Origin of the sequence: Bradyrhizobium retamae, from assembly GCF_001440415.1 — a bacterium.
Lineage (GTDB): Bacteria > Pseudomonadota > Alphaproteobacteria > Rhizobiales > Xanthobacteraceae > Bradyrhizobium > Bradyrhizobium retamae.
On the sequence record NZ_LLYA01000124.1, the window covers coordinates 74,085 to 100,283 of the forward strand.

The following is a 26,199-nucleotide window of genomic DNA, read 5'->3' on the forward strand; positions in this document are numbered from 1 at the left end:
TCTCCCTAAGAACCCGCTTGCTCGCGGGCCGGTTTCGGCCCGCGATGCGTTTCGCGACCCGTGGTCCTCCCCGAGCTTTCGAGGCGGACCTGTCGGCCCCGGCAACCCCGGTGCACAGGAGGGCGCGTTTCCTCAAAACTCAAACTCTTAAGCAGAGGACGCGATGACAAAGCGCAGTGAGGCGAAATACAAGATCGATCGCCGTATGGGCCAGAACATCTGGGGCCGCCCCAAGAGCCCCGTGAACCGCCGGGAATACGGCCCCGGCCAGCACGGCCAGCGCCGCAAGGGCAAGCTGTCCGACTTCGGCGTCCAGCTCCGTGCCAAGCAGAAGCTTAAAGGCTACTACGCCAACATTTCCGAGCGTCAGTTCCACGGCATCTATGTCGAGGCCGGCCGGATGAAGGGCGACACCGGTGAGAACCTGATCGGCCTCTTGGAGCGCCGTCTCGACACCGTGGTCTATCGCGCCAAGTTCGTCGCGACGATGTTCGCCGCGCGCCAGTTCATCAACCACGGCCACATCAAGGTGAACGGCCGCCGCGTCAACATTCCGAGCTACAAGCTCAAGCCCGGCGACGTCGTCGAGGTCAAGGAATCCTCCAGGCAGCTCACCCCGGTTCTGGAAGCAAGCCAGCTCGGCGAGCGCGATGTGCCCGACTTCATCGAGGCCGATCACTCCAAGATGATGGCGAAGTTCACCCGCATCCCCGCGCTGTCGGACGTGCCGTTCGCAGTGCAGATGGAGCCGCATCTGATCGTCGAATTCTATTCGCGCTGATCGGTTTCAGTTACGACATATCAAAGGCCCCGGTTTTGCCGGGGCCTTTTTGTATGCGAGTATGGCGTTCTCTACGCCGAGCCTCGCCGTGGGCTTGAACCAAGCGGGATCAACATGCGCTTGCGCGACTGCCACAACTTTCATGATTTCCGCAAGCTGGCCCGGCGACGGCTGCCCGGCCCTATCTTCGATTACATCGATGGCGCGGCTGACGATGAGGTGACCCATCGCCGGAACACCGCAAGTTTCGAGCGCTGTGACCTGGTACCCAATGTCCTGCGCGGCGTCGAAAACATCGATATGTCGGTGACGGTCCTGGGCCAGAAGCTGGCGATGCCGATCTATTGCTCTCCGACTGCACTGCAACGCCTATTCCACCATACCGGCGAACGCGCCGTCGCCGCCGCTGCGGCGAAATACGGCACGATGTTCGGCGTATCCTCGCTCGGCACAGTAAGCCTCGAGGAACTGCGCAAGGCGCACGACACGCCGCAGGTCTATCAATTCTACTATCACCGGGATCGCAGTCTCAACCGCACGATGATGCAACGCGCGAAAGAAGCCGGCGTCCAGGTGATGATGCTCACCGTGGACAGCATCACGGGCGGCAACCGCGAGCGCGACAAGCGCACCGGCTTTTCGATTCCATTTCGGCTGACGCTTGCCGGGATGTACCAGTTCGGGATCAAGCCGGCCTGGGGCATCAATTATCTCACGCATGAGCGGTTTAAGCTTCCGCAACTTGACCAGCACGTCGACATGGGCAGTGGCGCGCTGTCGATCTCCAAGTATTTTACCGAGATGCTGGACCCCTCGATGAACTGGGACGATGTGGCTGAAATGGTCCGGCTATGGAACGGGCAATTCTGCCTGAAGGGCGTCATGTCGGTGGCGGACGCCCGGCGCGCCGTCGAGATCGGTTGCACCGGCATCGTATTGTCCAATCATGGCGGCCGGCAGTTGGACGGTTCGCGCGCGCCATTCGACCAATTGGCCGAAATCGTGGACGCGGTCGGCGATCGAATTGACGTGATCATGGACGGCGGAATTCAGCGGGGCACCCATGTCTTGAAGGCGTTGTCGCTTGGAGCCAAGGCCGTAGGCGTTGGACGCTATTATCTTTATCCTCTCGCGGCGGCCGGCCAGGCCGGCGTCGAGCGGGCTCTCGACCTGATGCGGTCGGAACTCGAGCGGGGAATGAAGCTGATGGGATGCACTGCGATCAATCAACTCTCTCGCGAAAATCTGCGGTTCAGATAATTTCTGTCCCGCCATCAAGTCCAAAAGAGACGAGAAACTGCCATGCACTACACCCCTGCCCCGCGAGATCCCAAGGCCGATCCCATCCGCATCAACCTGCTATCGGACACCCAGACGCGACCGACGCCCGCGATGCGCGAGGCGATGGCGCGGGCGGAAGTCGGCGACGAGCAGATCGGCGACGATCCGACGGTGAATTTGCTGTGCGAGCGCGTGGCGGACCTGCTCGGCAAGGAAGCTGCCGTGTTCATGCCGTCGGGCACCATGTGCAACGTCGCAGCGACGCTCGCGCATTGCCGGCCGGGCGATGAAATTCTGGCCCATGCCAGCGCGCATGTCATTGCCCGCGAAGGCGGCGCGCATGCCGCGCTAGGCGGCTTCCAGATCACGCCGCTGCCGGGCGATGACGGGCAATTCACCCCCGAAACGTTTCGCGCCGCGCTGCACCCGCGCTCGCGCTACCAGCCGCCGCAGACTGTCGTCAGCGTCGAGCAAACCGCCAATATCGGCGGCGGGACGATCTGGAAGAAAGCGGCGCTGGATGAAATCGTCCAGATCGCCAAGGAGCATGGGCTGATCACTCATATGGATGGCGCGCGCCTGTTGAACGCTTGCGTCGCCACGAAAATATCGGCGCGCGACATGGCCGCGGGATGGGATTCAGCCTGGATCGATTTCTCCAAGGGCCTCGGCGCACCGATCGGCGGCGTGATCGCGGGCTCGCGCACCTTCATCGACGACGTCTGGCGCTGGAAGCAGCGCCTCGGCGGCTCGATGCGGCAGGCCGGCATTTGTGCCGTGGCCTGCGTCTACGCGCTCGACCATCACGTCGACCGCCTCGCCGACGATCACGCCAATGCGCGTGCGCTGGCGCGGGGGCTGTCGCAGATCGACGGCATCGAGGTGCAAGAGCCTGAGACCAACCTGGTGTTCTTCAAGCCTGACAGAGCAGGCATCGCCGGCGACAAAATGGTCGAAGCCTTGCGCAAGCGCGGCGTGCTGCTCGCGATGATGGACGGCCGCATTCGCGCCTGCACGCATCTCGACGTCAGTGCTGCGATGATCGAGGAGACGGTCGGGCTGGTGCGCGAGATCGTACGCGGGGCGTGAGAAGCGTCAGCGCGAGGCCGTGAACTCAGGCAACGGCTGATGTGCGCGCCCGCCACAGTGCGCTGCCGAGCAGCAGATACACTGCGCCCGTCCAAATGGCCTGCCAGTTCTGGAAGCCTTCGTTGAAGACGATATAGATCGCCGCCAAGGCGAAGAGTCCGGCAAACACGGCTTCGGCGAGCGGCCGCTCGCCGGATTTCGAACCGTTGAGAAACGCCAATGTCCAGAACGGCACCACGGCCATGGTCAGGGCGGCGAACGGGAAATCGCGCCAGCGCGCGTCGAATATCAGGCTGAGCGCGGTCTGCGCGGCGATGAGCGTCGTCACGATCAGGGTCACGCCCAATATGTTGGTCATGAACAATGGGGTCAGGCCCTTGCGCGGCCCCAACACCTCAAGAAACGCCGGAAGCTCCCGCGCCGACATCAGCGCGTAGGTGGCCAGCAGCGGCGCTGTCATTGCCGCCGTCAGCAGAAAAACCTGAACCAGCCAACCGCCCAGCCCGTAGCTTTCCTGGAGCATCTTGTCGACGCTGATGCCCAGCAATATCCCGCCAGCGGTCGCGGATGCGGCGACCGCGGCCCACGATGCCAACGGCGCCGCGGCCTGCTGGCGCTTCTGCGTGAACCCGGCAACTGCGAATACACAGAGGCAAAGAAGCAGCCCGCCTGCCATCTGCAGCTTCCAGAACGGGTAATTGCTGATGGCCACGCCGGCCGGATATTTCAGCTTGCGTTCGACCCCGTCGAACAGTCCCCAATAGCCCCCCACCGTTCCTTCCCAGCGGCGCTTCCACGGCTCGTCATAGGCTTCGAACAAATTGACGCGGAAGTTATCGCGCCTTGCCCGTTCGAGAATCTCGGAGATGAAACGCGCCTGGTTGACGCGGGAAGCCAGCGCGCCATCGCGCATCCGCCCGTGGCTTGGCCAACCGGTTTCGCCGATCAAAATCTCCTTGCCGGGAAAGGCTGTCGCCAATTGCTTGCGTACCTCATCTACATGCGCGGCCGCATCCTCGGCGCGCGGGGGAACGTCCTCCCAATAGGGCAGGAAATGGGCGGTAACGAAATCGACATCGGCGCCTACCTCGCGGTAGCGCAGCCAAAATTCCCAGACATCGGCATAGGTCACCGGAATGTCCACGCGCGGCTTGACCGACTGGATCGTTTGCCGAAGGTCGCCAACGGTCATGTCGCCGCGCAGCAGCACTTCGCTGCCGACGATGAGCGCTGCGACCGTGCCCGGATGATCCTTGACCAACGAGACCGCAATGTCGGCGAGTTGCGCGTTCTTCGCGCGATCACGTCCGATCCAGACGCCGAGCAGAACCTTCAATCCGACTCTGGACGCAAGCTCGGGCACCTTGTCCAGCCCGTTGTCGATGGAATAGGTGCGGATGCATTTGGAGACCTTGGCAAGCTCCTGCAGATCCTCCGCGATCTGCTCCGGCTTGACGATGAGCGTCGGATCGTGCGGCGTCTGATCGTTGCGGAACGGCGCGTAGGAAACGCATTCCAGCTTCGATGCATCATCAATCGGCGCACGCGTCAGCGCTACCGGCGTGGCCAGCCACCACCACACCGCGACAATGATACCCAGCGATAGAAATAAAAGCGCCAGCGGTGTGCGAAAGCCGATTGGTCCTGCTCCCCTAATAGGACGAATGGATGAGCCTGTTTAGCCGTGTGCGGCAGGCATGTCGACCCGCTGGTCACACCATCTGTACAATTGCGCGAGAGTACGGAAGTGGCGATATTGAGCCGTTCAAAAGTGAGTTTTGTTTGCGCAAAATTGATCGCGCCTGGCGAGTAAACTGATGGCATTCAAGAGATTTTCCCGGCGACAATTTGGCAGACTTGCTGGCTGGTCGGCTCTTGGCATGTCGATGCTGTCAGCCAAGTCCAGTACGGCGCAATCCGATCAAGCGACCGGAACACAGAATCAGCGACTCTCGTCTGATTTTCCGAGCGGCTTTCTGTGGGGCACGGCGACCTCGGCCTATCAGGTCGAGGGCGCGGTCAACGAAGACGGCCGCGGGCCGTCGATCTGGGATCGCTTTGCCCACACGCCCGGAACGATCGCCGATAACAGCAATGGGGATACTGCTGCGAACCACTATCATCTCTACAAGGAAGACATACGGCTGATGAAGGAGCTCGGCACAAAGGCCTATCGATTCTCGATCGCCTGGCCGCGCGTCTTTCCGGAAGGGGCCGGCTCGCCAAATCCAAAGGGTCTCGACTTCTACAAGCGCCTTATCGACGAATTGTCGGCAAACGGCATCGAGCCGTTTGTGACCCTGTATCACTGGGACCTGCCCCAGGCGTTGCAGGATCGCGTCGGCGGATGGACCTCGCGCGACACGCCAAAGGCATTCGCGGACTATGCCGCCCATGTCGCAAAGCATCTCGGTGATCGCGTGAGGCATTTCTTCACGATCAACGAATGCTCCAGGCTCGTTCATCTCGGCCACGGCCTCGGCGCCGACGCGCCCGGCCTCAAACTGCCTCAATCAGGATTGAACCAGGTCCGTCACCATGTTGCGCTGGGACATGGTCTCGCGGTTCAGGCCATCCGCGCCCATGGGCGTGCCGGAACGAAGGTCGGTCCGGCGGAGAATGCCGTGAGCTGCATCCCCGCCATCGAAACGCCCCCCAACATCCGCGCCGCCGAGATGGCGACGCGCGAGCTCAACGCCGGCTACCTGACCGTGATGCTCGAAGGAAAATATACCGAGGCGTATCTGGCGCGGTCCGGCCAAGACGCGCCGAAATTCACCGCCGATGATCTGCGCGTCATTTCATCCCCGATCGATTTCGTCGGGCTGAACGTCTATATGCCGGACCATTATGTCGTTGCCGCCGACAACGAGCGCGGCTTCACGCTGGCGCCGTTTCCCGCCTCATTTCCGCACATGAAAGCGAGCTGGCTCAGGCCCGGCCCCGAGGCCATCTACTGGGTGCCGCGTCACGTCGCAAAACTGTGGAACGTGAAGTCGATCTATATCACCGAGAACGGAACATCAGGGAGCGATCAGCCGGCGCCGGACGGGACCATCTACGACGTCGACCGCATCATGTATCTGCGCAATTATCTCACGCAGTTGCAGCGCGCGACATCCGAGGGCGTGCCCGTGCTCGGATACTTCCTTTGGAGCCTGATGGATAATTTCGAATGGTCTGACGGCTATGAGCAGCGCTTCGGCATCTACCACGTCGACTTCAATACCAAGCGTCGTACGCCCAAGCTGAGCGCATCGTTCTATCGCGAGACAATCGCACGAAATGCGGTAGTCTAGTCTGGGGATAGTCAATCATTGCGCAGGCCCTTGCCGAGCGCCTCATACATGATCGTCTTCAGTGCCAGTTGAATTCGCCCGCCTTGCGTCGGAGCCTGCACCATGAAGACAACGAGCAAGTCGTCCTGCGGATCGACAAAATAGAAACTTCCGCCTGCGCCATCCCATCGGTATTCGCCGAGCGGCCATGTCGTGTTTGGCGGCGGTGAGGTGCGCACGGCAAAGCCAAGACCGAAGCCGCTGGACGGTCCCGGAAAATAAAAGGGATCGTGAATGATCCTGGTTTCCGGACCGATCTGATCCGAGGTCATCAGCGCGACTGTCTCGGGCTTGAGGTACCGCTTGCCGTCCAGTTCGCCGCCGTTCAGCAGCATTTGCAGGAATCGGGCGTAGTCGGCGGCCGTCGAGACCAAACCCGCGCCACCGGATTCCCAGCGCCGCGGCACTGTCGGGTCTCCGATTCCGGCCACCCGAAAGCGATCGATCGGAAATGGTTGGGCGATGCGCGGCCACTTCGCTTCATCTGCGACATAGTATGCGGTCTCGGACATGCCGAGCGGATCGAACAGTCTCTGCTTCTCGAATTGAAACAGCGTCTGCCCCGAGACCACCTCGACGACGCGGCCGAGCACGTCGGTCGAATGGCTGTAGTTCCAACGCGTTGCCGGCTGATCGGCGAGCGGCAGCGTCGCGATGCGGTCAGCGAATTCAGCGTTGTCGAAGTCGCCGGCGTACAATCGCGGATTGGCATAGAGTTTCTGCACTGCGGTTTCGCCGAAGAAGCCGTAAGTGATCCCGGACGTGTGCCGCAGCAGATCCCTGATCGTGATCGGGCGCTTCAGCGGCTCGAGCTTGAGCGGGTGCTGTCCTGCTTCATCAGAAAGATCGACACCGACTTTCGCATCCGCAAAGGCACGAATGTATTTGGACACGGGATCGTCGAGGGCCAGCTTCCCGTCGTCGACCAGCATCATCGCGGCGACCGAGGTGACGGCCTTCGACATCGAATAGATCTGAAAAATGGTATCCGGCGTCATCGGCTGGCTGGACGCAGGATCCCGCACGCCGAAACATTCAAGATAGACTGGTTTGCCGTGCTGCTGGATCAGAAGCACCGCACCGGGAATCTTGCCGGCCGTGACCTCGCTGCGAACGTAGTCACCAATCCGGTCAAGGGCCGCTCGCGAAAAAGTTGGCGCGGCCGGCGCTTTCGGCTCGGTCCGCGCCTCCTGCGGTTGGCCGCCGACCAGGGAAACCACAAGCGCCGCCGCAGCAAGGCAACGCCCTGCCGTGCCGTCAGTTCTCCAGCGCTTCATAGACCAACTGCTTCAGCGTCCGCTGGATGCGCTGGCGTTCCGTCGGCGTCTGCTCGAGCAGCACGAAGAACATGTCCTGCTTGCGGTCGACCACGAAATAGCAGCCGCTGGCGCCATCCCATTTCAATTCGCCAAGCGATCCCGGCGGCGGCGGCTTGGCATTGCCCGGATCGGTGCGCACCGCAAGGCCGAGGCCCATTCCGAAGCCGTCCCCGGGGAAATAGAAATAGTCCCGCTCGACCCCAGACCCGGGGCCGACATAGTCGGTCGTCATCAGCTTGAACGTTTCGGGCTTCAGGTAGGTCTTGCCCTCGAACGTGCCGCCATTGAGCAGCATCTGCGTAAAGCGGCGGTAGTCCGCCATCGTCGAGTACATGCCGCCGCTGGCGAATTCGATCTTCTTGACATTGGTCGGGTTGGTGTCGCGGCCGACGCGGAAGTTACTGTCGTTCGGCACCGGCAGCGCCACACGCTGCTGCTTCTCCGGATCGGTGATGTAGAAGCCGGTGTCGACCATGCCGAGCGGATCGAGCAGCCTTTCGCGCATGATCGTGAACAGGGATTTTCCGGACGCGACTTCCATCACCCGCGCCAGGATGTCGGTGGAATGGCCGTATTGCCAGAGCGCGCCCGGCTGGTTGTGCAGCGGCAGTTTGGCGATCCGCTCGGCGAACCCGGCCAGATCGAAATCTCCGTCATAGATATTGGCGGCCGCATAGGCCTTGCGGACCAGGGTGTCGCCGTAGAAGCCGTAGGTGATCCCTGACGTATGCACCATCAGGTCGCGGACGGTCATCGGCCGGATTGGCGGCACCAGCTCGAGCGTCTTGGTGCCATCCTCGTTCTTCTTCTCGACGCCGACCTTCACATTCGCGAAGGACGGGATGTACTTTGAGACGGGATCGTCGAGCTTGATCGTGCCGTCCTCGACCAATTGCATGGCCACGACCGACGTGATCGCTTTCGTCATCGAGAACAGGCGGAAGATGGTCTTGTCATTGATTGGCTTCTTGGACTCCACGTCCTGAACGCCGAAGGTTTCGTGATAGACCGGCTTGCCATGCTGCTGGATCAGGACGTTCGCGCCCGCGATCTTGCCGGTCGCCACCTCGTTCTTGAAGAATTCGGTGATCTTCGTCAGCTTGTCCTTGTTGAAACGCGCGCCGGCGGGAATGTCGAAGGTGCCTTCGGCGCGGACTTGCGGCGTAACCGCCAGCATCAGCGCGCCGCAGGCAAGCCCGCGCAGCATTTGACGCAAGTTCATTGGAACCCCCTCCAGAATTCGGAGAGGAGTGTAGCTGCGGCGTCAGTCGGCGCAAGGGCTGCCAAAGGCTGCCAGCGCCCGTTCATGCAGCAGGCCGCTGTCAGGGGAGAAACAGCAGAAGATAACCCTTGTCACGGCAGGCGCTGCGGCCAATCCATCGACGACGGTTGCGACTGCGATGCCCGCCGCACGGTCGGCAGGGAAGCGATAGACGCCCGTAGAGATCGCGGGAAATGCCAGAGATGAGAGCGCATTGGCCTGGCAGAGCTCGAGGGAGCGCCGATAGCAGGAAGCGAGCAACCCGTCCTCTCCAACATTGCCGCCGTGCCAAACCGGCCCGACGGCGTGGATCACATGCCTGGCCGGCAACCGGTATCCTCGGGTGATCTTGGCGTCGCCGGTCGCGCAGCCATTTAGCGTGTGGCACTCGCGCTTCAGTTCTGGCCCTGCCGCCCGATGGATCGCACCATCGACGCCACCCCCGCCGAGGAGCGACGAATTGGCCGCGTTGACGATGGCGTCAACGCGCAAGCCGGTGATGTCGGCAACAATGACTTCCAGCCGCGCCTGGCCGACCTGGCGCGCCAGCCCGCTCAGGCGGAAGCCGCCGCGTTGACGGTGACGCCCTTGTCGACAAAAAGCTGCTGCAATTCACCGGCTTGGAACATCTCGCGGATGATGTCGCAGCCGCCGACAAATTCGCCCTTGACGTAGAGCTGCGGGATGGTCGGCCAGTTCGAATATTCCTTGATGCCGTTGCGAAGCTCGGCGGATTCCAGAACGTTCAGCCCCTTGTAGCCGACGCCGACGTGGTCGAGGATCTGGACCACCTGGCCAGAGAAACCGCACTGCGGAAACTGTGGCGTGCCCTTCATGAACAGCACGACGTCGTTCGACTTCACTTCGTTGTCGATGAATTGTTCGATGCTCATATTTGCTTCCTTGTGGGGCTCAGCCCCCCTGCGTCGTCGCGTAACGGGCCGGCTCGTCCATGTAACCCGGATACTTGCCATATATGTAGCCCAAACCGTTGTGCATCCAAAGTAAAATGGCGAAGAGCTGGCTGCGCGGGGCCGGCTCAGGGCGGCCCGGGCGACCGCAGCCCATAGTCTGACGGCATTAATGTCATAGCGCGGGCAGGCTTTTATCCCGCACCGGAACCCCTATCTAGGACGGACTACCCGTCAGGAACCTGTTTGCCAGACTAACGTTCTCTCCTCTCACCGGAGACACCTGTGACGAAACCAGCACTCGCCGTCCCTGCCCCGTCACTTTTCTCGGATTCCGGCACCCTCGCCCAGAATTTGGTGGAGGCCTATCTGGCCGTCCGCGGCGAGACCGAGCGCCGGGCCGCTCCGTTGAGCCCCGAAGACCAGCTCATCCAGTCGATGCCGGACGCCAGCCCGACCAAATGGCACCGCGCCCATACCACCTGGTTCTTTGAGCAATTCCTGCTCGGTGAGCATTGCGAGGGTTACCAGCCCTTCCACCCTGATTATGCGTTTCTATTCAATTCCTATTATGTCAGCGCCGGACCGCGGCACGCCCGTCACCAGCGCGGCCATTTGACCCGCCCGAGCGCCGACGAAGTCACCGCCTATCGCCGGCATGTCGATGCCGCCGTGGTGAAATTCTTCCAGACCGCCGGCGAAGAGCGCCTAACAAAACTGATCCCGCTGGTCGAGGTCGGCCTCAATCACGAGCAGCAGCATCAGGAATTGATGCTGACCGACATCCTGCACGCCTTTGCCCAGAACCCGATCCCGCCGGCCTTTGATCCGGAGTGGCGCCTCCCGGCATCGCACCGTTCGGTAGACGAATGGACCACCCTCAACGAAGGTATCCACACCGTAGGCCACGCCGACGACAGCTTCCATTTCGACAATGAAAAGCCCGCGCACCGCGCCCTGGTCGGCCCGGTCAGGCTGGCCCGCAACCTGGTGACCAATGCGGAATGGCTCGCCTTCATGCAGGACGGCGGCTACGGCACGGCCACGCTGTGGCTGATGGACGGCTTTGCCACGGCGACCAACGAGGGCTGGCAGGCCCCTGGCCACTGGCGCCAGGTCGACGGCGAGTGGCGGATCATGACGCTCGGCGGGCTGCAGCCGATCGACCCGGCCGCCCCGGTCTGCCACGTCAGCTATTACGAGGCGGACGCGTTTGCACGCTGGGCCGGCCGCCATCTGCCGACCGAAATGGAATGGGAGGTCGCCGCCCGCGCCGGCCAGCTCAACGATGCCTTTGGCATCGTCTGGCAGTGGACCCGCAGCTCCTACTCCCCCTACCCCGGCTACCGTGCCATCGAGGGGGCGCTCGGGGAATACAACGGCAAGTTCATGGTCAATCAGCTCGTGCTGCGCGGCTCCTCGCTTGCAACTCCAGCCGGCCACAGCCGTATCACCTACCGTAACTTCTTTTACCCGCACCACCGCTGGCAATTCACGGGGTTACGCCTCGCCGATTACGCCTGACATTTTCGATCATCGAAGCGCGCCGGAAAGCGCGTTCAGGAGAGTATCATGAATGTGCATGCCGCCGCTTTGGCCCAAACGCACCCGTTCGACGAACAGACTTCCGCCTTTGCCGGCGACGTGATCGGCGACCTCTCGCAGTTCCCCAAGCGGCTGTCGCCGAAATATTTTTACGACGCCACGGGCTCCGAGCTGTTCGAGCAGATCACGGTGCTACCGGAATACTACCCGACCCGCACCGAGCTCGGCATCCTGCGCAGCCGCGGCGACGAAATCGCCGCACTCATTCCGAAAGGCGCGGCCCTGGTCGAATTCGGCGCCGGCGCGACCACCAAGGTCCGCCTGCTACTGGAGCGCTGCGATTTTTCCGCCTATGTCCCGGTCGATATTTCCGGCGATTTCCTGAACGCGCAGGCCGGCGGCTTGCGCAAGGATTTTCCCGATCTCGGCGTTTATCCGGTTGCCGCCGATTTCACCGCGCCGTTCGAGCTGCCGGCGGAAATCGCTGACAACCCCAAGGTTGGCTTCTTTCCTGGATCGACGCTCGGCAATTTCGAGCCGCACGAGGCGCGCGCCTTCCTGCGCAGCGCACGCGACATTCTGGGCAAAGGCGCACAGATGATCATCGGCGTCGACCTCGAGAAGAACGAGCGGGTGCTGTACGACGCCTACAACGACGCCGCCGGCGTCACCGCGCGGTTCAATCTCAACGTACTGGTCCGCATCAACCGCGAACTCGGCGGCAATTTCGACGTCTCCGCCTTCATGCACCGCTCGGTCTATAATCGCGAGCGCCATCGCATCGAGATGCATTTGATTTCCAAGAGGGCGCAGAGCGTGCGCATCCTGGGACGGAATTTTTCATTCCGTCCCGGCGAGAGCATCCACACCGAGTCGAGCTACAAATACAGCCTCGACCGCTTCACCACGTTGGCGCGCGAGTCCGGCTGGTCGGTGCGGGAATCCTGGAACGATCGCGACCAGATGTTCTCCGTTCACGCGCTGGTCGCGTCGCACTGAGGATTACAGCGTTTTCAAGTGAAGTGGACACCGGCTAGAGCCCGGTTCTGATTCAATCAGAACCGAAAGGGCTCTAGCCGCGGGTTTCCTCACGTCAGACGGACCGCCTGCGGTCCGGTCGCGGCCTGCGTGTCGGCGCAATGCGGGGAGCGACAGATATCCAATCATCGGACAATCGGTCTGCACCCAACAGCCACGCGTGAATGATCCGCCACTTGTCTTGTCCGCGGGACTGGAAATCCAGTAGCGGAGATCCTGCGTCTTGCAGTTCGTGAAAGAACTTCAACGAGTCTTTTCCAGTCGGTCCGTCCGGTTCAACCGTCTGCGTCAAGATCCAGCGGTCCCACTCTTGAATAATCCGTACTCTTGCTTCGCTCTGTTTCATAGGCGCGTACTTCCAGCCACGGCACCCCCGTGGGCACTGAGTGATCGCGCTGGTCAAGGTGGATGGAAAGGTGCTTACGCCGCCGCGCGTCCCCACACCTTGTCCGGGCTCAGTATAACCAAACTTCTTAACAAGTATTCATCTTTATCGACCCGCCCGCAAAACGGTCCATCTGCGCTGTCGTTTCCCCTTCGAAATGTCCAATTTTTGACGCGGACTCAGCCGAGCCTCCGCGGCAGCATGGCTTGGGGTGAGTTCGTGCCAGGGGATAGCAGTTATGGGCAACGCATTTCCAGCGTCCAGCAACCACAGGCAACGTTCGGCATCTTCGTCCGTTCACAGTGATACGGACGCGGGCTGGGACGAGGGAGCAGACACTGAGCGGGCAGCGCTTCGCGAGGAAAATGCCAGGCTCCGGGCTCTCGTCGTCCAACTGTCAGATCTCGTTCTCAGAAATGTCGTCGATCAGCACAACTCGCCGCAATGGGTGCCGGTGAGGCGGCCCAGGCTGGATTAAAGGTACTATTCAGCCGGATCGGATCGTAGCGAGACCGTTTCCCACACCGCGACCGCGATCATGATCGCGGTCGTCAGGATCGACAGCATCAACGGCGATAGCTCGCTTGCGAACCAGGCGAGCACGCAAAGCGCGATGATGCCCGCCCCGTGGGAGAGTTGAAGGAAGCCGCGAAAGCTGAACTTGAACAGGATGGTCCCGAACAGAAACAGCAAGGGGCCGCCGATCGCGCTCGTTACCGTCTTGAGGTCGGAATGTCCGCCGGGGTGTTTCAGCACCAGTTCGTCCGCCACCGCCGCGACGATGATGCCGGCCACGATCGGCATGTGCAGATAGGTATAGGCGAGCCGCGCCAGCCTTCCCGGCTCGCTCGATTTTGAGAGCTGTTCGGAGCCGGCTACGGCGCCGATGTGGAAATAGATCCACCACATCGCGATGCTGCCGAGGAAGGCCGAGACAAACGCCAGAACGTTTTCGGTGGTCCAGGCGAGTTCGGCAAAAGTCGCGCCGATGACGACGATGGATTCGCCGAGCGCGAGGATGATGAACAGCCCACAGCGCTCGGCCATGTGGCCGCCTTCGATCATCCAGTCCGCGACCGAGGACGCGCCATAGCGGGGAATCCAGAACCGCGCCGCCGGCGACATATATTCGATGACGAGCGCAATGGCCCACAGCATCAACCGCGGCTGCCCCTCCGCTATCCCTCCGGCGATCCAGAAGACGGCCGACACCGAAAGCCAGGTGGCGATCCGGACGGCATTCATGCGTGTCCGCGGCCGCGACGGTGGCGTCGACAACCACAGAAATATCGTCTTGCCGACCTGCATCGCCGCATAGGCGATGGCAAACCACAAGCCGCGCTCGTCAAATGCCTTTGGGATGGATGTCGACAGCACCAGCCCGCCCAGCATCATCGCGAACAGCAGCAGCCGGACCGGCGTCTTTTCAGGATTGAGCCAGTTCGTGATCCAGGTAGTGAAGACCCATACCCACCAGACCGCGAGAAACAGCAGCGTGACCTGCAATGCGCCCAACGGCGTAAAGTGAGCCAGCAGCGTGTGCGAAATTTGCGTGACCGCAAAGACGAAGACGAGGTCGAAGAACAGCTCCGCGTACGTGACGCGGCTATGCTGGTGCGGCACGATCCGGCGAAACAGCGCGCCGTGTGCGTTGTCTGTCATCGAGCCCAGCCGCCAGTCGGGGACTAGCTGTCTCGCGCCCCGGGTCCGCCAGGTACCCCGGTCTGCAGCGCCAGCGCATGCAGCAAGCCGCCCATCTGCCCCTTGAGCGACTGGTAGACGATCTGGTGCTGCTGCACGCGCGACTTGCCGCGGAACGACTCCGAGATCACGGTCGCGGCGTAGTGGTCGCCATCGCCTGCGAGATCGCGGATCGTCACCTCGGCATCGGGGATAGCTGCCTTGATCATCGACTCGATATCGTGGGCATCCATCGGCATTCCAGCATGTCTCCGTCAGGGGTTTCGAATCATGGCCTGCTCGCGCGACCGTGACGGCCAAACCTAGCGCGTACGCTCTTCTAGGTCACGCCTGGCGGCACTATATTCCGGGCCGAAGCGTTTGACACCGCGAGATCGCGTCGCGCCCGATCATTTCGGGCTGACCGAAAAAGAGGCTCAAAATCATGAAATTGCCCGGTCCCGACCATCCGATCACGATTACGGCAAACCCCAAGCGCGTCCGGGTCTCGGTGGGCGGCGTGGTCATTGCCGATACCACCCGCGCGCTGACCCTGAAGGAAGCCAGCTATCCGGCGGTCCAATATGTGCCGCGCGAGGACGCCAATATGGCGTTAATGTCGCGCACCGAGCGGACCACACACTGCCCTTACAAAGGGGACGCGAACTATTTCAGCATCAACGCCAACGGCAAGAGCCTCGAAAATTCGATCTGGACCTATGAGACGCCCTTCCCGGCCATGGCCGAGATCGCCGGCCATCTGGCGTTCTATCCGGACAAGGTGACGATCGAGGAAGTGGCGTAGCCAGACGCACTAAGGAAGTCATTCCGGGGCGATGCGTAGGCATCGAACCCGGAATGACGGCGTGGAGCTACACCCTGAATATCGTGAGCCCGAGGATCAGGAGCACCAGGAAGATCACGACGAAGACATAGAACAGGAAGCGCGCGATGTCGGCGGAGGCCTCCGAGATGCCGGTGAAGCCGAGGATGCCGGCAACGATCGACACCAGAAAGAAGATCAGCGCCCATTTGAGAATTGTCATCGCTTGCTCCGGGACCTCTGGGACCGTGTCGATTGGCGGCCCCTTGAAATTCAGCGGTTCTAACGGCGGATTGCGGCGCCAGTTCCGAAACGGCCCGATGCGGAAGATCGGCTCGCCAGCGCTGATTGGGCCTTGCTGAATCGGGTTCCCGGCTGCAAATTCGATCACACAGCCTGGCGGGGAGGCGCGCATGACATCGATTTCCACCGTGGGGCATGCCAACGTTAGCGCAGTGCCCCAAGCCAAATCGCGAAACCTTTCGCTTGATCGCGCCCGCACCTTCCTGACGCTGGTGGTGCTGCTCCACCATGCCGTCATCCCCTATACCTATTTCGGTCATACCGATCCGAAGTACTTCTTCGGCTTCGACATGATCGTGCTCGCCACTGACAGTTTCTTCATGGCGATGTTCTTTTTCCTGTCGGGACTGTTCGCCTGGTCTGGTATCGCCCGGAAGGGACCGCTGAGCTATTTGGCAGATCGCCTGCTTCGGCTTGGCTTGCCGTTCGTGATCTGCGCCTTCACGGTCATTCCGCTCGCCTACTACGCTATCTCCCTGCGGCACCATCCCGAGATCGGCTTTTCGGAATACTGGTGGAATATGATCACGAAGGGCCCGTGGCCGAGCGGGCCGATCTGGTTCCTTTGGGTCCTGCTCAGTTTCGACGTGGTGGCCTGCATCTTGTATCGGCTGTCACCCAACCTGCTCGATCCGATCAACCGCCTCTCGCTGTACGGCCGCCGCCGGCCCGCGGTGTTCTTCGCGGTCATGCTTGCCGTCACCGCTGCGTTCTACATTCCCGGGCTGGTTCACTATGGACACAGCAGTTGGTTCGAGTTCGGGCCGTTCTCGGTCCAGCACGGGCGCGTGATGCTCTATGCGAGCTACTTCTTTTTCGGTGCCGGCATCGGCGTTGCGCAAATGGATCGCGGGCTGCTCGCTGCAGACGGCCGGATGGCCAAGGTAAGCTGGGACTGGATGGTGCTGGCGATCGTTCCGTATTGCCTCTTGTGGGTGCTGATCTTCATCAAGCGCGAAATACTGGGCAACCCGTCTCCGTTGCCGGACTGGTATGAAGCGCTCTATGCCATCTGCTTCACCGTCTTCAGCGTGGCCATCATGTTTCTGATCTTGGCCATTTTTCAAAGGTTCAGACAATCAGGCTCCGCCAAGCTACTCGATCCGATGCAGGCGGACGCCTACGGCATGTTCCTGGTGCACTACCCGATCGCACTGTGGCTGCAATACTGGCTGTTCGACTATAACCTGCCGGCAATCGTCAAGGTCGCGATCGGGTTTGTGCTGACAGTCGCGGCGAGCTGGGCGCTGACGCGAGCGTTGCGGCAGATCCCGGGCGCGACAAGGGTGCTTTGAGGCCGACAGCAATGGCGGGCAGACAGCGCGCCTACGCCGCCTTCCCGCTCATATAGGCCGGCAGCCAGTGCTCGAACGCCGTTTTCAGCGCATCCACCGCGACCGGCGCTTCACCGGCAACGGCGATAGCATCGCCGCCCGTGGTGCCGATCCGCGCGCATGGCACGCCTGCGCCCTTCATCTTCGCCAGCACCAGGCCGGCGTCGGCTGCCGGCACCGTCACGACATAGCGCGCCTGGTCCTCGCCGAACCAGTAAGCGTGCGGCACGATCGCGTTCGGCGCCGCCAATAGCTGCGCGCCGATGCCACTAGCAATCGCCATCTCGGCCAAGGCGATCAGCAGGCCACCGTCGGAGACGTCATGCACCGCGGTCGCGGTGCCGGCACGGATCATGCCGCGGACCACGTCGCCATTGCGCTTTTCGGCCGCCAGATCGACCGGCGGCGGCGCGCCTTCTTCGCGGCCACAGATGTCGCGCAGGTAGACGGACTGTCCGAGCCAGCCTTGCGTATCGCCGATCAGGAGGATCGCTTCGCCGGCCGCCTTGAAAGCCAGCGTCGCCGATTTGGTGAAATCGTCGAGCAGACCGACGCCGCCGATCGAGGGCGTCGGCAGGATGCCGCGGCCGTTGGTTTCGTTGTAGAGCGAGACGTTGCCCGACACGACAGGGAAATCGAGCGTGCGGCAGGCTTCGGAAATGCCCTTCAGGCAGCCGACGAACTGGCCCATGATTTCGGGCCGTTCCGGATTGCCGAAATTGAGATTGTCGGTGATCGCGAGCGGCCGGCCGCCGACCGCGGTGATGTTGCGCCAGGCTTCGGCGACGGCCTGCTTGCCGCCTTCGAACGGATCGGCCTCGCAATAGCGCGGCGTGACGTCGACGGTGAGCGCGAGCCCCTTCGGCCCGTCCTCGACGCGCACCACCGCGGCATCGCCGCCCGGACGCTGCACGGTATTGCCCAGAATGACGTGGTCGTATTGCTCCCAAACCCAGCGCTTCGAGCATAGCTCCGGCGTGCCGATCAGCTTCTCCAGCGCCGCGGAAATCCCGATCGGCGCCGTCACCTCGCGCGCCTGCACCATCGGCAAGGCTGCGGACGGGACGTGCGGGCGGTCATACAGCGGCGCCTCGTCGCCCAATTCCTTGATCGGCAGGTCAGCCATCACGTCGCCGCCATGCTTCACCACGAAGCGCTTGGTCGGCGTGGTGTAGCCGACCACGGCGAAATCGAGCCCCCACTTCTTGAAGATCGCCTCGGCCTCTTTTTCCTTCTCGGGCTTGAGCACCATGAGCATGCGCTCCTGGCTCTCCGACAGCATCATCTCGTAGGCGCTCATGCCGGTTTCGCGGGTTGGCACCGCGTTGAGATCGAGTTCGACGCCGAGATCACCCTTGGCGCCCATCTCGACCGCCGAGCATGTCAGGCCCGCCGCACCCATGTCCTGGATCGCGATCACGCAACCCTTTTCCATGATCTCGAGGCAGGCTTCCAGCAAGAGCTTCTCGGCGAAGGGATCGCCGACCTGCACCGTCGGCCGCTTCTCGGCGGAGTCATCGTCGAATTCGGCCGACGCCATCGAGGCGCCGTGAATGCCGTCGCGGCCGGTCTTGGAGCCGAGATAGACGATCGGCATGTTCACGCCGGAGGCTGCCGCATAGAAAATCTTGTCGGTCTCGGCGAGGCCGACCGCCATCGCGTTGACCAGGATGTTGCCGTCGTAGCGGGTGTGGAAGCGCACCTGGCCACCGACCGTGGGCACGCCGAAGGAATTGCCGTAGCCGCCGACGCCGGCCACCACGCCTGACACCAGATGGCGCGTCTTCGGATGCTCCGGCGCGCCGAAGGAAAGTGCATTGAGGCAGGCAATGGGCCGCGCCCCCATCGTGAACACATCGCGCAAAATGCCGCCGACGCCGGTGGTCGCGCCTTGATACGGCTCGATGTAGCTCGGGTGGTTGTGGCTCTCCATCTTGAAGACCACCGCCTGCCCGTCCCCGATGTCGATCACGCCGGCGTTCTCGCCCGGGCCCTGGATCACCCAGGGCGCCTTGGTCGGCAAGCCGCGCAGATGGATGCGCGAGGATTTGTACGAGCAGTGCTCGTTCCACATCGCCGAGAAAATCCCGAGCTCGGTGAAGGTCGGCACCCGCCCGATCAGCTTGAGGATGCGCTCATACTCGTCGGGCTTAAGGCCGTGGCTGGCGACGAGTTCGGGGGTGATCTGGGGCTCGTTCATGGGTGCCTTAATAGGAAGATCGAGGGGGTGCGAAAAGGCCTTTTATGGCGCATTTCCGCCCTGTCCAGAGCTTTGCGCGGGCGCGCTTTGCGGGATCGGCGTTTGCACATCGTTACCGGATCGGATTTAAGAGCTGAAACATCGAATTGAAGGTCATTTTCAGTGAACGAACTCCCCCAAAATGCATTTCACCGCCGCCCCGACCTGCATGTCGAAACCGAGGGTGAATTCAAGGGCTGGCGAACCTGGACCCGCGACAGTTTTGAGACCCATAACGGCCCTTTCTGGCACCGGATGGACGAGAACGGCAAAGTGCAATGCGCGTTCCGCGTCGAGAAAAAGCACCTCAACGGCCAGCACAACGTCCATGGCGGCTGCTTCATGTCGTTCGCCGATTATTGCCTGTTTGCAATCGCCTCCTCCGTGCTTGAGGGGCCCGGCGTGACGGTATCGTTTGCCTGCGAATTTCTTGATGCCGCGCGCGAGGGCGAGCTGGTCGAGTGCGAGGGCGAAATCACCCGCGCCGGCGGCTCGCTGATCTTCCTGCGCGGCGTGCTGAAATCCGGCGAACGGCCGCTGTTCACCTTCTCCGGCACCATCAAGCGGGTGAAGTGGAAGAAGCCGACTGGCGCCGCCGCCGTTGCCACCTGACGCGCCACAGGCACGTCGCGGCTGGCGCGACTATGCATTACTGCTCGCGCTGGCGTGCTGCTGGAGCTCGACCTATCCGCTGACCAAGATCGGCCTCGGCTCGATCCCGCCGGTCACCTTCATCTCGGCGCGCTCGCTGATCGCCGCGGGCTTCCTGCTGGCGATCATGCGCGCCCGCGGTCTGCGGCTGCCGACGGACGGCAAGGCCTGGAGGCTGTTTGCATTCCAGCAGACCATCAACTCGACGATTCCTTTCCTGATGATCACCTGGGCGCAGCAATATGTGGCGGCGGCGCCGACCGTGGTGCTGGCCTCGACCACGCCGATCTTCGCTTTCCTCATCACCTGGGCCGTCACGCGGCACGAGCCGGCGACGCTGCTGAAGCTGATCGGCGCCATTCTGGGCCTGGCCGGCACGGCCGTCACCATCGGCCTCGATACGCTCGGCGGGCTCTCCAGCAACCTCTTTGCCGAAATGGTCATCCTGATCGCCACCATCTCGTTCGCCTGCGCCACGATCTTCGGGCTCAAGCTGACCGATTACGACCCGATGGTGGTCGCAGCGGGCTCGCTGTTGTTCGGCGGCACGGTGCTGTTGCCGCTCGCGCTGATCGTCGATCATCCCTGGACTTTGCGGCCGACGCCAGAGGCGCTGATTGCAACCGCCGCGATGGGCATCTTCTCGAGCGCCTTCGGACTGATGCTGTTCTACATGTGCCTGACGCGGCTCGGCACACTGACCACCAATGCGCAAGGCTATTTGCGAATCCCGATCGGCGTAGGCCTGTCGGTTCTGCTGCTCGGCGAAACCGTGCCGCCGAATCTGGCGCTCGGCCTGGTGTTGGTGATGGCTGGCGTCGCCGCGATGACCATCCCGCGCGAGCATTATCGCAAGGGGATCCAGCGCCTGCGCGGGAGGCCGAAAGGCGGATGAAGATCGTCGGCGGAATCAAGACAATAATTGTTTTTCGGCGATCGAAAGCCACTCCGACTAGGCCTACGGGGAACGGAGGTGGAACAGCAATCAACCGTGATTGACGCACCGGAACGCATGCGAGCGCATCGTGTTGCGCCGTTACGCAGCAAGAAAAGGAGCAATCATGAAACTCGCAACTATCGGATTGGCCGTGGCGCTGGCATTCACGAACACCTTCGCCTTGGCGCAAGCCGGCGGCAGCGGCGCGGGCGGAAGTTCGGGCACGGGTGGCGCGGCAGGATCCTCCACGAGCGGAACGACCGCCGGAAGTGGAACGGGCGGTAATTCCACCACCGGCATGAGCAACGATGCCGGCAGTGCAGCAGCCGGCCGAAACAGTCCAGCGAACCCGTCAGGGAACACCCACATCAACCCTTCGCCGAGCGGTTCGACCCTGTCGCCGACGGGGCCGGGTTCGACTACCGGCCGATAACAAAAAGCCCCGCTCGGCGGGGCTTTTTTATCACATGATCGCACGATCGGCTGCCCGAGCGACTTGGTCATCTCCTCGGCAACCACACGCGCGATCACGTCGGAGGTGCCGCCGGCCGCGAACGGAACGATCATGGTGATGGGACGCTTGGGATAATCCTGCGCTTGGGCTGCCACGGCGCATAATAGCGCCACAACGACAATCGTCAGGCGCGACACCAAGAAGCTCACGCGGCTTTTTGCAGATGCGCGGCTAGCCCTGCGAACAAGCCGCGGCCGTCGGTGCAGCCCATGATGTCTTCGACGTGGTTTTCCGGGTGCGGCATCATGCCGAGCACGTTGCCGCGCTCGTTGACAATGCCGGCGATCGACTGCGCGGCGCCGTTGATGTTGGACTCCTCGTCGACGATGCCCTCGGCGGAACAATAGCGGTAAAGCACGCGCCCCTCGCCTTCCAGCCGCTTCACGGTCTCTTCGTCGGCCTCATAGTTGCCCTCGCCATGCGCCACCGGCACGCGAATGACCTGGCCGGCATTGTAGCCGCGCGTGAAGGGCGTATCCGAGCGCTCGACCCGCAGATGCACGTCCCTGCAGACGAATTTCAGCCGCGCATTGCGCATCAGGACGCCAGGTAGCAAGCCCGCTTCGCACAGGATCTGAAACCCGTTGCAGACGCCGAGCACGAGCCCGCCATCGGCCGCATACTTGCGCACCGCATCCATGACCGGCGCGCGCGCGGCAATGGCGCCGCAGCGCAGGTAATCGCCGTAGGAAAAGCCGCCGGGCACGACGACGAGATCGGTGCCATCAGGCAGCTCGGTCTCGGCATGCCATACCATGGCCGCCTCCTGGCCGGAGACGAGTTTCAGCGCCCGCGCCATGTCGCGCTCGCGGTTGATTCCGGGAAAGACGAGAACGGCGGATTTCATGGCGGTTCCGGCTGGAAAGGAGATATGTCGGCAGAACCGCCGACCCGGCAGAGACATAACCATTTGACGCCGGTTTTTCCAGTGCTAGCGTCGCCAAAACGGCCTGCGCGGCAGCCGTGCTCAACAACAATCGCTCAGGGATGGAAGCCATGAATGTCCCGTCGCGGGCGACATCCGAAACCGAACCGATGACCTCCGAAGGCGTCGTCGCGGCTGGTGTTTACGTCGATGGCCGCCGCATCGCCAATATCGCCATCGAGGAGGCGTCGAGTTGGCGCAGCAAACCCGGTCACGTCGTCTGGATCGGCCTGTATGAGCCGGATCTGGCGCTGCTGACCAGCGTTCAGCAGCAATTCGACCTGCATGATCTCGCGATCGAGGATGCCAACCACGCGCATCAGCGCCCCAAGATCGAGCAGTACGGCGATGGCCTTTTCATCGTGGCGAGAACCGCGCAACTTGTTCGGGGCAGGATCGCGTTCGGCGAAACCCATCTGTTCGTCGGCGAAGGCTATCTGGTTTCGGTGCGCCACGGGGCATCAACGTCATACGCGCCGGTGCGGGAACGCTGCGAGAGCTGTCCCCGCGCGCTGGCGCGTGGCGAGGACTACATTCTCTATGCCATCCTCGATTTCATCGTCGACAACTATTCCCCGGTGCTGGAAACGATCCACGAGGAGATCGAGGAAATTGAGGATCACGTGTTGGCCAGCCCAATTACGCGAGCGCAAGTCGAGCGGCTGTACATGCTCCGACGCGACCTGTTGAAACTCCGCAACGCGATTGGACCGCTGGTGGAAGTCTGCCGCCGGCTCGAACACGACAATTTGCCGATGGTGCGTACAGCCATGCAGGCGCTGTTTCGAGATGTCACCGACCACGTCAGGACCATCCAGGAGCGCACCGATTCAATGCGCGAGGTGCTGGCGTTCGCATTCGAGGCAAGCCTTCTGGTCGGCCAGGCCCAGGAGACCGCGGTCTCCAAGAAGCTGGCCTCGTGGCTGGCCATCATCGCCGTGCCGACGGCGGTCGCTGGGATCTACGGCATGAATTTCGAGCACATGCCGGAGCTGAAATGGCAGTACGGATATTTCATGGTGCTGGGGCTGATGCTTGCCGCCTGTAGCGGGCTGTACTGGCGCTTTCGCAGCGTGGGATGGCTGTGAGTGGCAAGCCCGCCGCTCACATCCTCATCCCAAAAGCTCGACCCGATAATTCTCGATCACGGTATTCGCGAGCAGCTTGTCGGCGGCATCCTTCAATGCCGCCTCGGCCTTGGCCCTGTCCGAGCCGGACAGTTCGATGTCGAATACCTTGCCCTGGCGGACGCTGGCGACGCCATTGACGCCGAGCGATTTCAGCGCGCCTTCGATGGCCTTGCCCTGCGGATCGAGGATGCCGGACTTCAACGTAACGGTAACGCGTGCCTTCACGAGATTTGCCCCAGTTCTTCTCAGCTCTTCACCAGCACCGGACCCGAACCGGCCGGGCGCTCGTTCTCCATCAGAATGCCCAGACGTTTCGCCACCTCGGTATAGGCTTCGAGCAAGCCACCGAGATCACGGCGGAAACGGTCCTTGTCGAGCTTCTCGTTCGACTTGATGTCCCACAGCCGGCATGAGTCGGGCGAGATTTCGTCGGCGACGATGATCCGCATCATCTCGTTCTCGAACAGGCGGCCGCATTCCATCTTGAAATCGACCAGGCGGATGCCGATCCCCAGGAACAGCCCTGTCAGGAAGTCGTTGACGCGGATGGCGAGCGCCATGATGTCGTCGATTTCCTGCGGCGTCGCCCAGCCGAACGCGGTGATGTGCTCTTCCGACACCATGGGGTCGTTGAGCTGGTCGTTCTTGTAGTAGAATTCGATGATCGAGCGCGGCAGCTGGGTGCCCTCCTCGATGCCGAGGCGCTGCGACAGCGAACCGGCGGCGACGTTCCGCACCACCACTTCCAGCGGCACGATCTCGACCTCGCGAATCAACTGCTCGCGCATGTTGAGGCGGCGGATGAAATGGGTCGGCACCCCGATGTCGTTGAGATGCTGAAACAGGTACTCCGAAATCCGGTTGTTGAGGACGCCCTTGCCCTCGATCACCTGGTGTTTCTTGGCATTGAACGCGGTCGCATCGTCCTTGAAGTGCTGGATCAGGGTTCCCGGCTCCGGACCTTCATACAGGACCTTGGCCTTGCCTTCATAAATACGGCGTCGACGGCTCATTGGGATGTACCGTGTTTTGTTGAAATCCATGAAATTGGTGTGCTCCGGATGACAAGGGTTTGCGACCACGACGGAGCTGCCGTGAAGGCCAGGTCCCGAACGTAAGCGACCGGAAACAGAACAAGAACCTCGCCTGATGGCAACCTAACCGATTGGCCCATCCAGCACAATCGACCCGGCCCGATTGGGCCCAACTTATCCCGATTGCCTGCGGCTTAACGGACCGTTGTTTTACCGATTCGCCCCCTCTATCTAGGTAGTCCATCGGGCCGCGACAACGCGGCCTCATTTACCGTTTACGGGGATTGGAACCGAAGAATGACCACTTTCGACAAGCGCGAGGAAGGTTTTGAGAAGAAATTCGCCCTCGACGAGGAGCAGAAGTTCAAGGCTGAGGTGCGCCGCAACAAGCTGCTCGGTCTTTGGGCAGCGGAAAAGCTCGGCCTGTCGGGCGATGCCGCCACCGCCTATTCCAAGGAAGTGGTCGCGGCCGATTTCGAGCAAGCCGGCGACAAGGACGTCCAGGACAAGGTGGTGAATGATCTTACCGCCAAGGGCGTCGCCGTCACCGCACAGGAAGTTCGCGTCAAGATGGACGAACTGATTGCGGTTGCCGCCGCCCAGGTGAAGGCGGGCTCGTAACGCCCCCTCCGTCTCCGTCATTGCGAGGAGCGCTAGCGACGAAGCAATCCATTCCTCCACTTGCGGCGGCATGGATTTGCTTCGCTCCGCTCGCAATGACGGCGGGACTGCCTTACGTATCTGTAAGACCGCTTCTAGCGATACTCCTTTCGAACGATCTCCATCAATCGCCGCGCCGCCGCGCTCAGGAAGCCGCCGCGGCGCGTTACTGTGACGACGTCATGGCCTGCCCTGAGATCGCGCACGGCGATCGTCGAAATCGTCTTGTGTCGCAGTTCCTCTGCAGCGTTGCTCTCCGATAACAGCGCAATGCCAAGGCCGGCTTCGACCAGGCGCTTCTGCGCGGTCAGGCTATCGACTGGCGTCCAGTCGATTTCGCCGAGGCCGTGGGTCTGGAACAGCGCAAAGACATGTGCGGCCGAGATCTCGCGCCGTCCCGGTACGACCGGAAATGCGATCCAGCGCTCGCCGCGCAGATCGGCGAGCTTTGCGACCCGGCGGCCGGCGCGCGGATGATCCAGCGCGCATACGACCTGCAGCCGCTCGGAGAACAGCAACTCGCAATCGAGGTCGCGCGAGCGATCGCGATCATAACGCAGGCCGATGGTCACCTCGCCGCGGCGGACCATGTCGCTGACCTCTGCGCTGGTCGCGGTACGCAGGCTCAATTCGACCTCGGGATGTTCGGCCGCGAAGCGCCGGAGAACCGCCGACAGCCGCCCGCCGGCAAGCGTGCCGACGACGGCGAGCGCGACCGGTCCTAAATCCGGCCGCGCCAGTGCGCGCACCGCATTCTCCGCATCCTGGGCCGCAGCCACCGCGCGCTCGGCATGAGGCACCAGCACTTTTCCGGCGTCACTCAACGTCGTGCGCCCCGCGATCCGCTCGAACAGCGGCACGCCGAGCTCCTGCTCCAAGAGCGCAATGCGCCGCGAAATCGCCGGCTGCGAGCGGTGCAGCGCTTTTGCGGCATTCGAAATGCCGCCGCGGCGATGAATGGTCAAGAAGGTAAGAAGCGCATCGCTGTCCATGTTTTCATTCATGCAAAAAGCTGATGACG

The 26,199-nt window shown here is 62.2% G+C and carries 25 protein-coding genes and 1 pseudogene; 12 read left to right on the top strand and 14 right to left on the bottom strand.

What is annotated here, in order from left to right:
* Positions 1–163: 163 nt before the first annotated feature.
* The 3 genes from rpsD to CQ13_RS15635 all read left to right on the top strand — a co-directional run bounded on the left by rpsD (position 164) and on the right by CQ13_RS15635 (position 3,151).
* A complete protein-coding gene (gene rpsD, locus CQ13_RS15625; protein ID WP_057843753.1) occupies positions 164–781 on the top strand; it encodes a 30S ribosomal protein S4 in 618 nt (205 codons plus the stop codon).
* Between the two features lie 114 nt (positions 782–895).
* Positions 896–2,041 carry an alpha-hydroxy acid oxidase gene (locus CQ13_RS15630; RefSeq protein WP_057843754.1) on the top strand — a complete coding sequence of 382 codons (1,146 nt, stop codon included), beginning with the start codon at positions 896–898 and terminating at the stop codon, positions 2,039–2,041.
* 42 nt (positions 2,042–2,083) lie between these two features.
* Positions 2,084–3,151 carry a threonine aldolase family protein gene (locus CQ13_RS15635; protein WP_057843755.1) on the top strand — a complete coding sequence of 356 codons (1,068 nt, stop codon included), beginning with the start codon at positions 2,084–2,086 and terminating at the stop codon, positions 3,149–3,151.
* Between the two features lie 25 nt (positions 3,152–3,176).
* Here CQ13_RS15635 and CQ13_RS15640 read toward each other — a convergent pair whose 3' ends face one another.
* Positions 3,177–4,733: a glycoside hydrolase family 17 protein gene (locus tag CQ13_RS15640; protein ID WP_057843756.1), complete on the bottom strand. Its 1,557-nt coding sequence runs from the start codon at positions 4,731–4,733 to the stop codon at positions 3,177–3,179.
* Positions 4,734–5,031: 298 nt separating this feature from the next.
* On the opposite strand from CQ13_RS15640, the gene CQ13_RS15645 reads away from it, so the two are divergent.
* Positions 5,032–6,450: a GH1 family beta-glucosidase gene (locus tag CQ13_RS15645; protein ID WP_245309193.1), complete on the top strand. Its 1,419-nt coding sequence runs from the start codon at positions 5,032–5,034 to the stop codon at positions 6,448–6,450.
* An 11-nt stretch (positions 6,451–6,461) separates the two neighbouring features.
* Here CQ13_RS15645 and CQ13_RS15650 read toward each other — a convergent pair whose 3' ends face one another.
* The 4 genes from CQ13_RS15650 to grxD are packed head-to-tail and all read right to left on the bottom strand — an operon-like array spanning position 6,462 to position 9,962.
* A complete protein-coding gene (locus CQ13_RS15650; RefSeq protein ID WP_057843758.1) occupies positions 6,462–7,766 on the bottom strand; it encodes a serine hydrolase domain-containing protein in 1,305 nt (434 codons plus the stop codon).
* Entirely contained in the window at positions 7,747–9,030 is a 1,284-nt protein-coding gene (locus CQ13_RS15655) for a serine hydrolase domain-containing protein (protein WP_057843759.1), read from the bottom strand. Before CQ13_RS15655 ends, CQ13_RS15650 begins: the two co-directional genes overlap by 20 nt.
* A gap of 42 nt (positions 9,031–9,072) precedes the next feature.
* The gene (locus CQ13_RS15660) at positions 9,073–9,627 is read right to left on the bottom strand and encodes an O-acetyl-ADP-ribose deacetylase (protein ID WP_057843760.1); all 555 of its coding nucleotides are present in this window, start codon (positions 9,625–9,627) and stop codon (positions 9,073–9,075) included.
* Positions 9,624–9,962 carry a Grx4 family monothiol glutaredoxin gene (gene grxD, locus CQ13_RS15665; RefSeq protein ID WP_057843761.1) on the bottom strand — a complete coding sequence of 113 codons (339 nt, stop codon included), beginning with the start codon at positions 9,960–9,962 and terminating at the stop codon, positions 9,624–9,626. Before grxD ends, CQ13_RS15660 begins: the two co-directional genes overlap by 4 nt.
* 303 nt (positions 9,963–10,265) lie before the next feature.
* Here grxD and egtB point away from each other — a divergent pair, with 303 nt between their 5' ends.
* Positions 10,266–11,504 (top strand): ergothioneine biosynthesis protein EgtB, encoded by a 1,239-nt coding sequence (gene egtB / locus CQ13_RS15670; protein WP_057843762.1) that lies wholly within the window; start codon positions 10,266–10,268, stop codon positions 11,502–11,504.
* A 48-nt stretch (positions 11,505–11,552) separates the two neighbouring features.
* Positions 11,553–12,524, top strand: a complete 972-nt coding sequence (gene egtD, locus CQ13_RS15675) for an L-histidine N(alpha)-methyltransferase (RefSeq protein WP_057843763.1) — start codon at positions 11,553–11,555, stop codon at positions 12,522–12,524.
* Between the two features lie 907 nt (positions 12,525–13,431).
* Here the strand turns inward: egtD and CQ13_RS15680 are convergent.
* Positions 13,432–14,610, bottom strand: a complete 1,179-nt coding sequence (locus tag CQ13_RS15680; protein ID WP_057843764.1) for a low temperature requirement protein A — start codon at positions 14,608–14,610, stop codon at positions 13,432–13,434.
* Between the two features lie 23 nt (positions 14,611–14,633).
* Entirely contained in the window at positions 14,634–14,888 is a 255-nt protein-coding gene (locus CQ13_RS15685) for a BolA family protein (RefSeq protein WP_057843765.1), read from the bottom strand.
* A gap of 185 nt (positions 14,889–15,073) precedes the next feature.
* Here CQ13_RS15685 and CQ13_RS15690 point away from each other — a divergent pair, with 185 nt between their 5' ends.
* Positions 15,074–15,433 carry a DUF427 domain-containing protein gene (locus tag CQ13_RS15690; RefSeq protein ID WP_057843766.1) on the top strand — a complete coding sequence of 120 codons (360 nt, stop codon included), beginning with the start codon at positions 15,074–15,076 and terminating at the stop codon, positions 15,431–15,433.
* Positions 15,434–15,500: 67 nt separating this feature from the next.
* On the opposite strand, the gene CQ13_RS41095 is transcribed toward CQ13_RS15690, so the two are convergent.
* Complete coding sequence (locus CQ13_RS41095) at positions 15,501–15,674, bottom strand: DUF1328 domain-containing protein (RefSeq protein WP_028349982.1); 174 nt, start codon at positions 15,672–15,674, stop codon at positions 15,501–15,503.
* Between the two features lie 190 nt (positions 15,675–15,864).
* On the opposite strand from CQ13_RS41095, the gene CQ13_RS15700 reads away from it, so the two are divergent.
* Positions 15,865–17,049 (top strand): acyltransferase family protein, encoded by a 1,185-nt coding sequence (locus CQ13_RS15700; RefSeq protein ID WP_057843768.1) that lies wholly within the window; start codon positions 15,865–15,867, stop codon positions 17,047–17,049.
* Between the two features lie 31 nt (positions 17,050–17,080).
* On the opposite strand, the gene purL is transcribed toward CQ13_RS15700, so the two are convergent.
* The gene (gene purL / locus CQ13_RS15705) at positions 17,081–19,288 is read right to left on the bottom strand and encodes a phosphoribosylformylglycinamidine synthase subunit PurL (protein ID WP_057843769.1); all 2,208 of its coding nucleotides are present in this window, start codon (positions 19,286–19,288) and stop codon (positions 17,081–17,083) included.
* A gap of 162 nt (positions 19,289–19,450) precedes the next feature.
* On the opposite strand from purL, the gene CQ13_RS15710 reads away from it, so the two are divergent.
* Positions 19,451–19,939: a PaaI family thioesterase gene (locus CQ13_RS15710; RefSeq protein WP_057843770.1), complete on the top strand. Its 489-nt coding sequence runs from the start codon at positions 19,451–19,453 to the stop codon at positions 19,937–19,939.
* Positions 19,929–20,873 carry a DMT family transporter gene (locus tag CQ13_RS15715; protein ID WP_057843771.1) on the top strand — a complete coding sequence of 315 codons (945 nt, stop codon included), beginning with the start codon at positions 19,929–19,931 and terminating at the stop codon, positions 20,871–20,873. Before CQ13_RS15710 ends, CQ13_RS15715 begins: the two co-directional genes overlap by 11 nt.
* Before the next feature lie 516 nt (positions 20,874–21,389).
* Here the strand turns inward: CQ13_RS15715 and CQ13_RS41100 are convergent.
* Both CQ13_RS41100 and purQ read right to left on the bottom strand, forming a co-directional pair.
* Positions 21,390–21,578, bottom strand: a pseudogene (locus tag CQ13_RS41100) (tripartite tricarboxylate transporter substrate binding protein BugD); the annotation flags it as partial.
* The gene (purQ, locus tag CQ13_RS15725; RefSeq protein ID WP_057843773.1) at positions 21,575–22,276 is read right to left on the bottom strand and encodes a phosphoribosylformylglycinamidine synthase subunit PurQ; all 702 of its coding nucleotides are present in this window, start codon (positions 22,274–22,276) and stop codon (positions 21,575–21,577) included. The pseudogene CQ13_RS41100 and the gene purQ, both read right to left, overlap by 4 nt.
* 149 nt (positions 22,277–22,425) lie before the next feature.
* Between purQ and corA the strand changes: the two genes are divergently transcribed.
* Positions 22,426–23,442, top strand: a complete 1,017-nt coding sequence (gene corA / locus CQ13_RS15730; protein ID WP_082637494.1) for a magnesium/cobalt transporter CorA — start codon at positions 22,426–22,428, stop codon at positions 23,440–23,442.
* Between the two features lie 24 nt (positions 23,443–23,466).
* On the opposite strand, the gene purS is transcribed toward corA, so the two are convergent.
* A complete protein-coding gene (gene purS, locus CQ13_RS15735; RefSeq protein ID WP_057843775.1) occupies positions 23,467–23,709 on the bottom strand; it encodes a phosphoribosylformylglycinamidine synthase subunit PurS in 243 nt (80 codons plus the stop codon).
* A gap of 20 nt (positions 23,710–23,729) precedes the next feature.
* Positions 23,730–24,497: a phosphoribosylaminoimidazolesuccinocarboxamide synthase gene (purC, locus tag CQ13_RS15740; protein WP_008974302.1), complete on the bottom strand. Its 768-nt coding sequence runs from the start codon at positions 24,495–24,497 to the stop codon at positions 23,730–23,732.
* A 318-nt stretch (positions 24,498–24,815) separates the two neighbouring features.
* Between purC and CQ13_RS15745 the strand changes: the two genes are divergently transcribed.
* A complete protein-coding gene (locus CQ13_RS15745) occupies positions 24,816–25,139 on the top strand; it encodes a DUF1476 domain-containing protein (RefSeq protein WP_057843776.1) in 324 nt (107 codons plus the stop codon).
* A gap of 134 nt (positions 25,140–25,273) precedes the next feature.
* Here the strand turns inward: CQ13_RS15745 and CQ13_RS15750 are convergent, their stop codons facing one another.
* The gene (locus CQ13_RS15750; protein ID WP_057843798.1) at positions 25,274–26,170 is read right to left on the bottom strand and encodes a LysR family transcriptional regulator; all 897 of its coding nucleotides are present in this window, start codon (positions 26,168–26,170) and stop codon (positions 25,274–25,276) included.
* Positions 26,171–26,199: the final 29 nt, after the last annotated feature.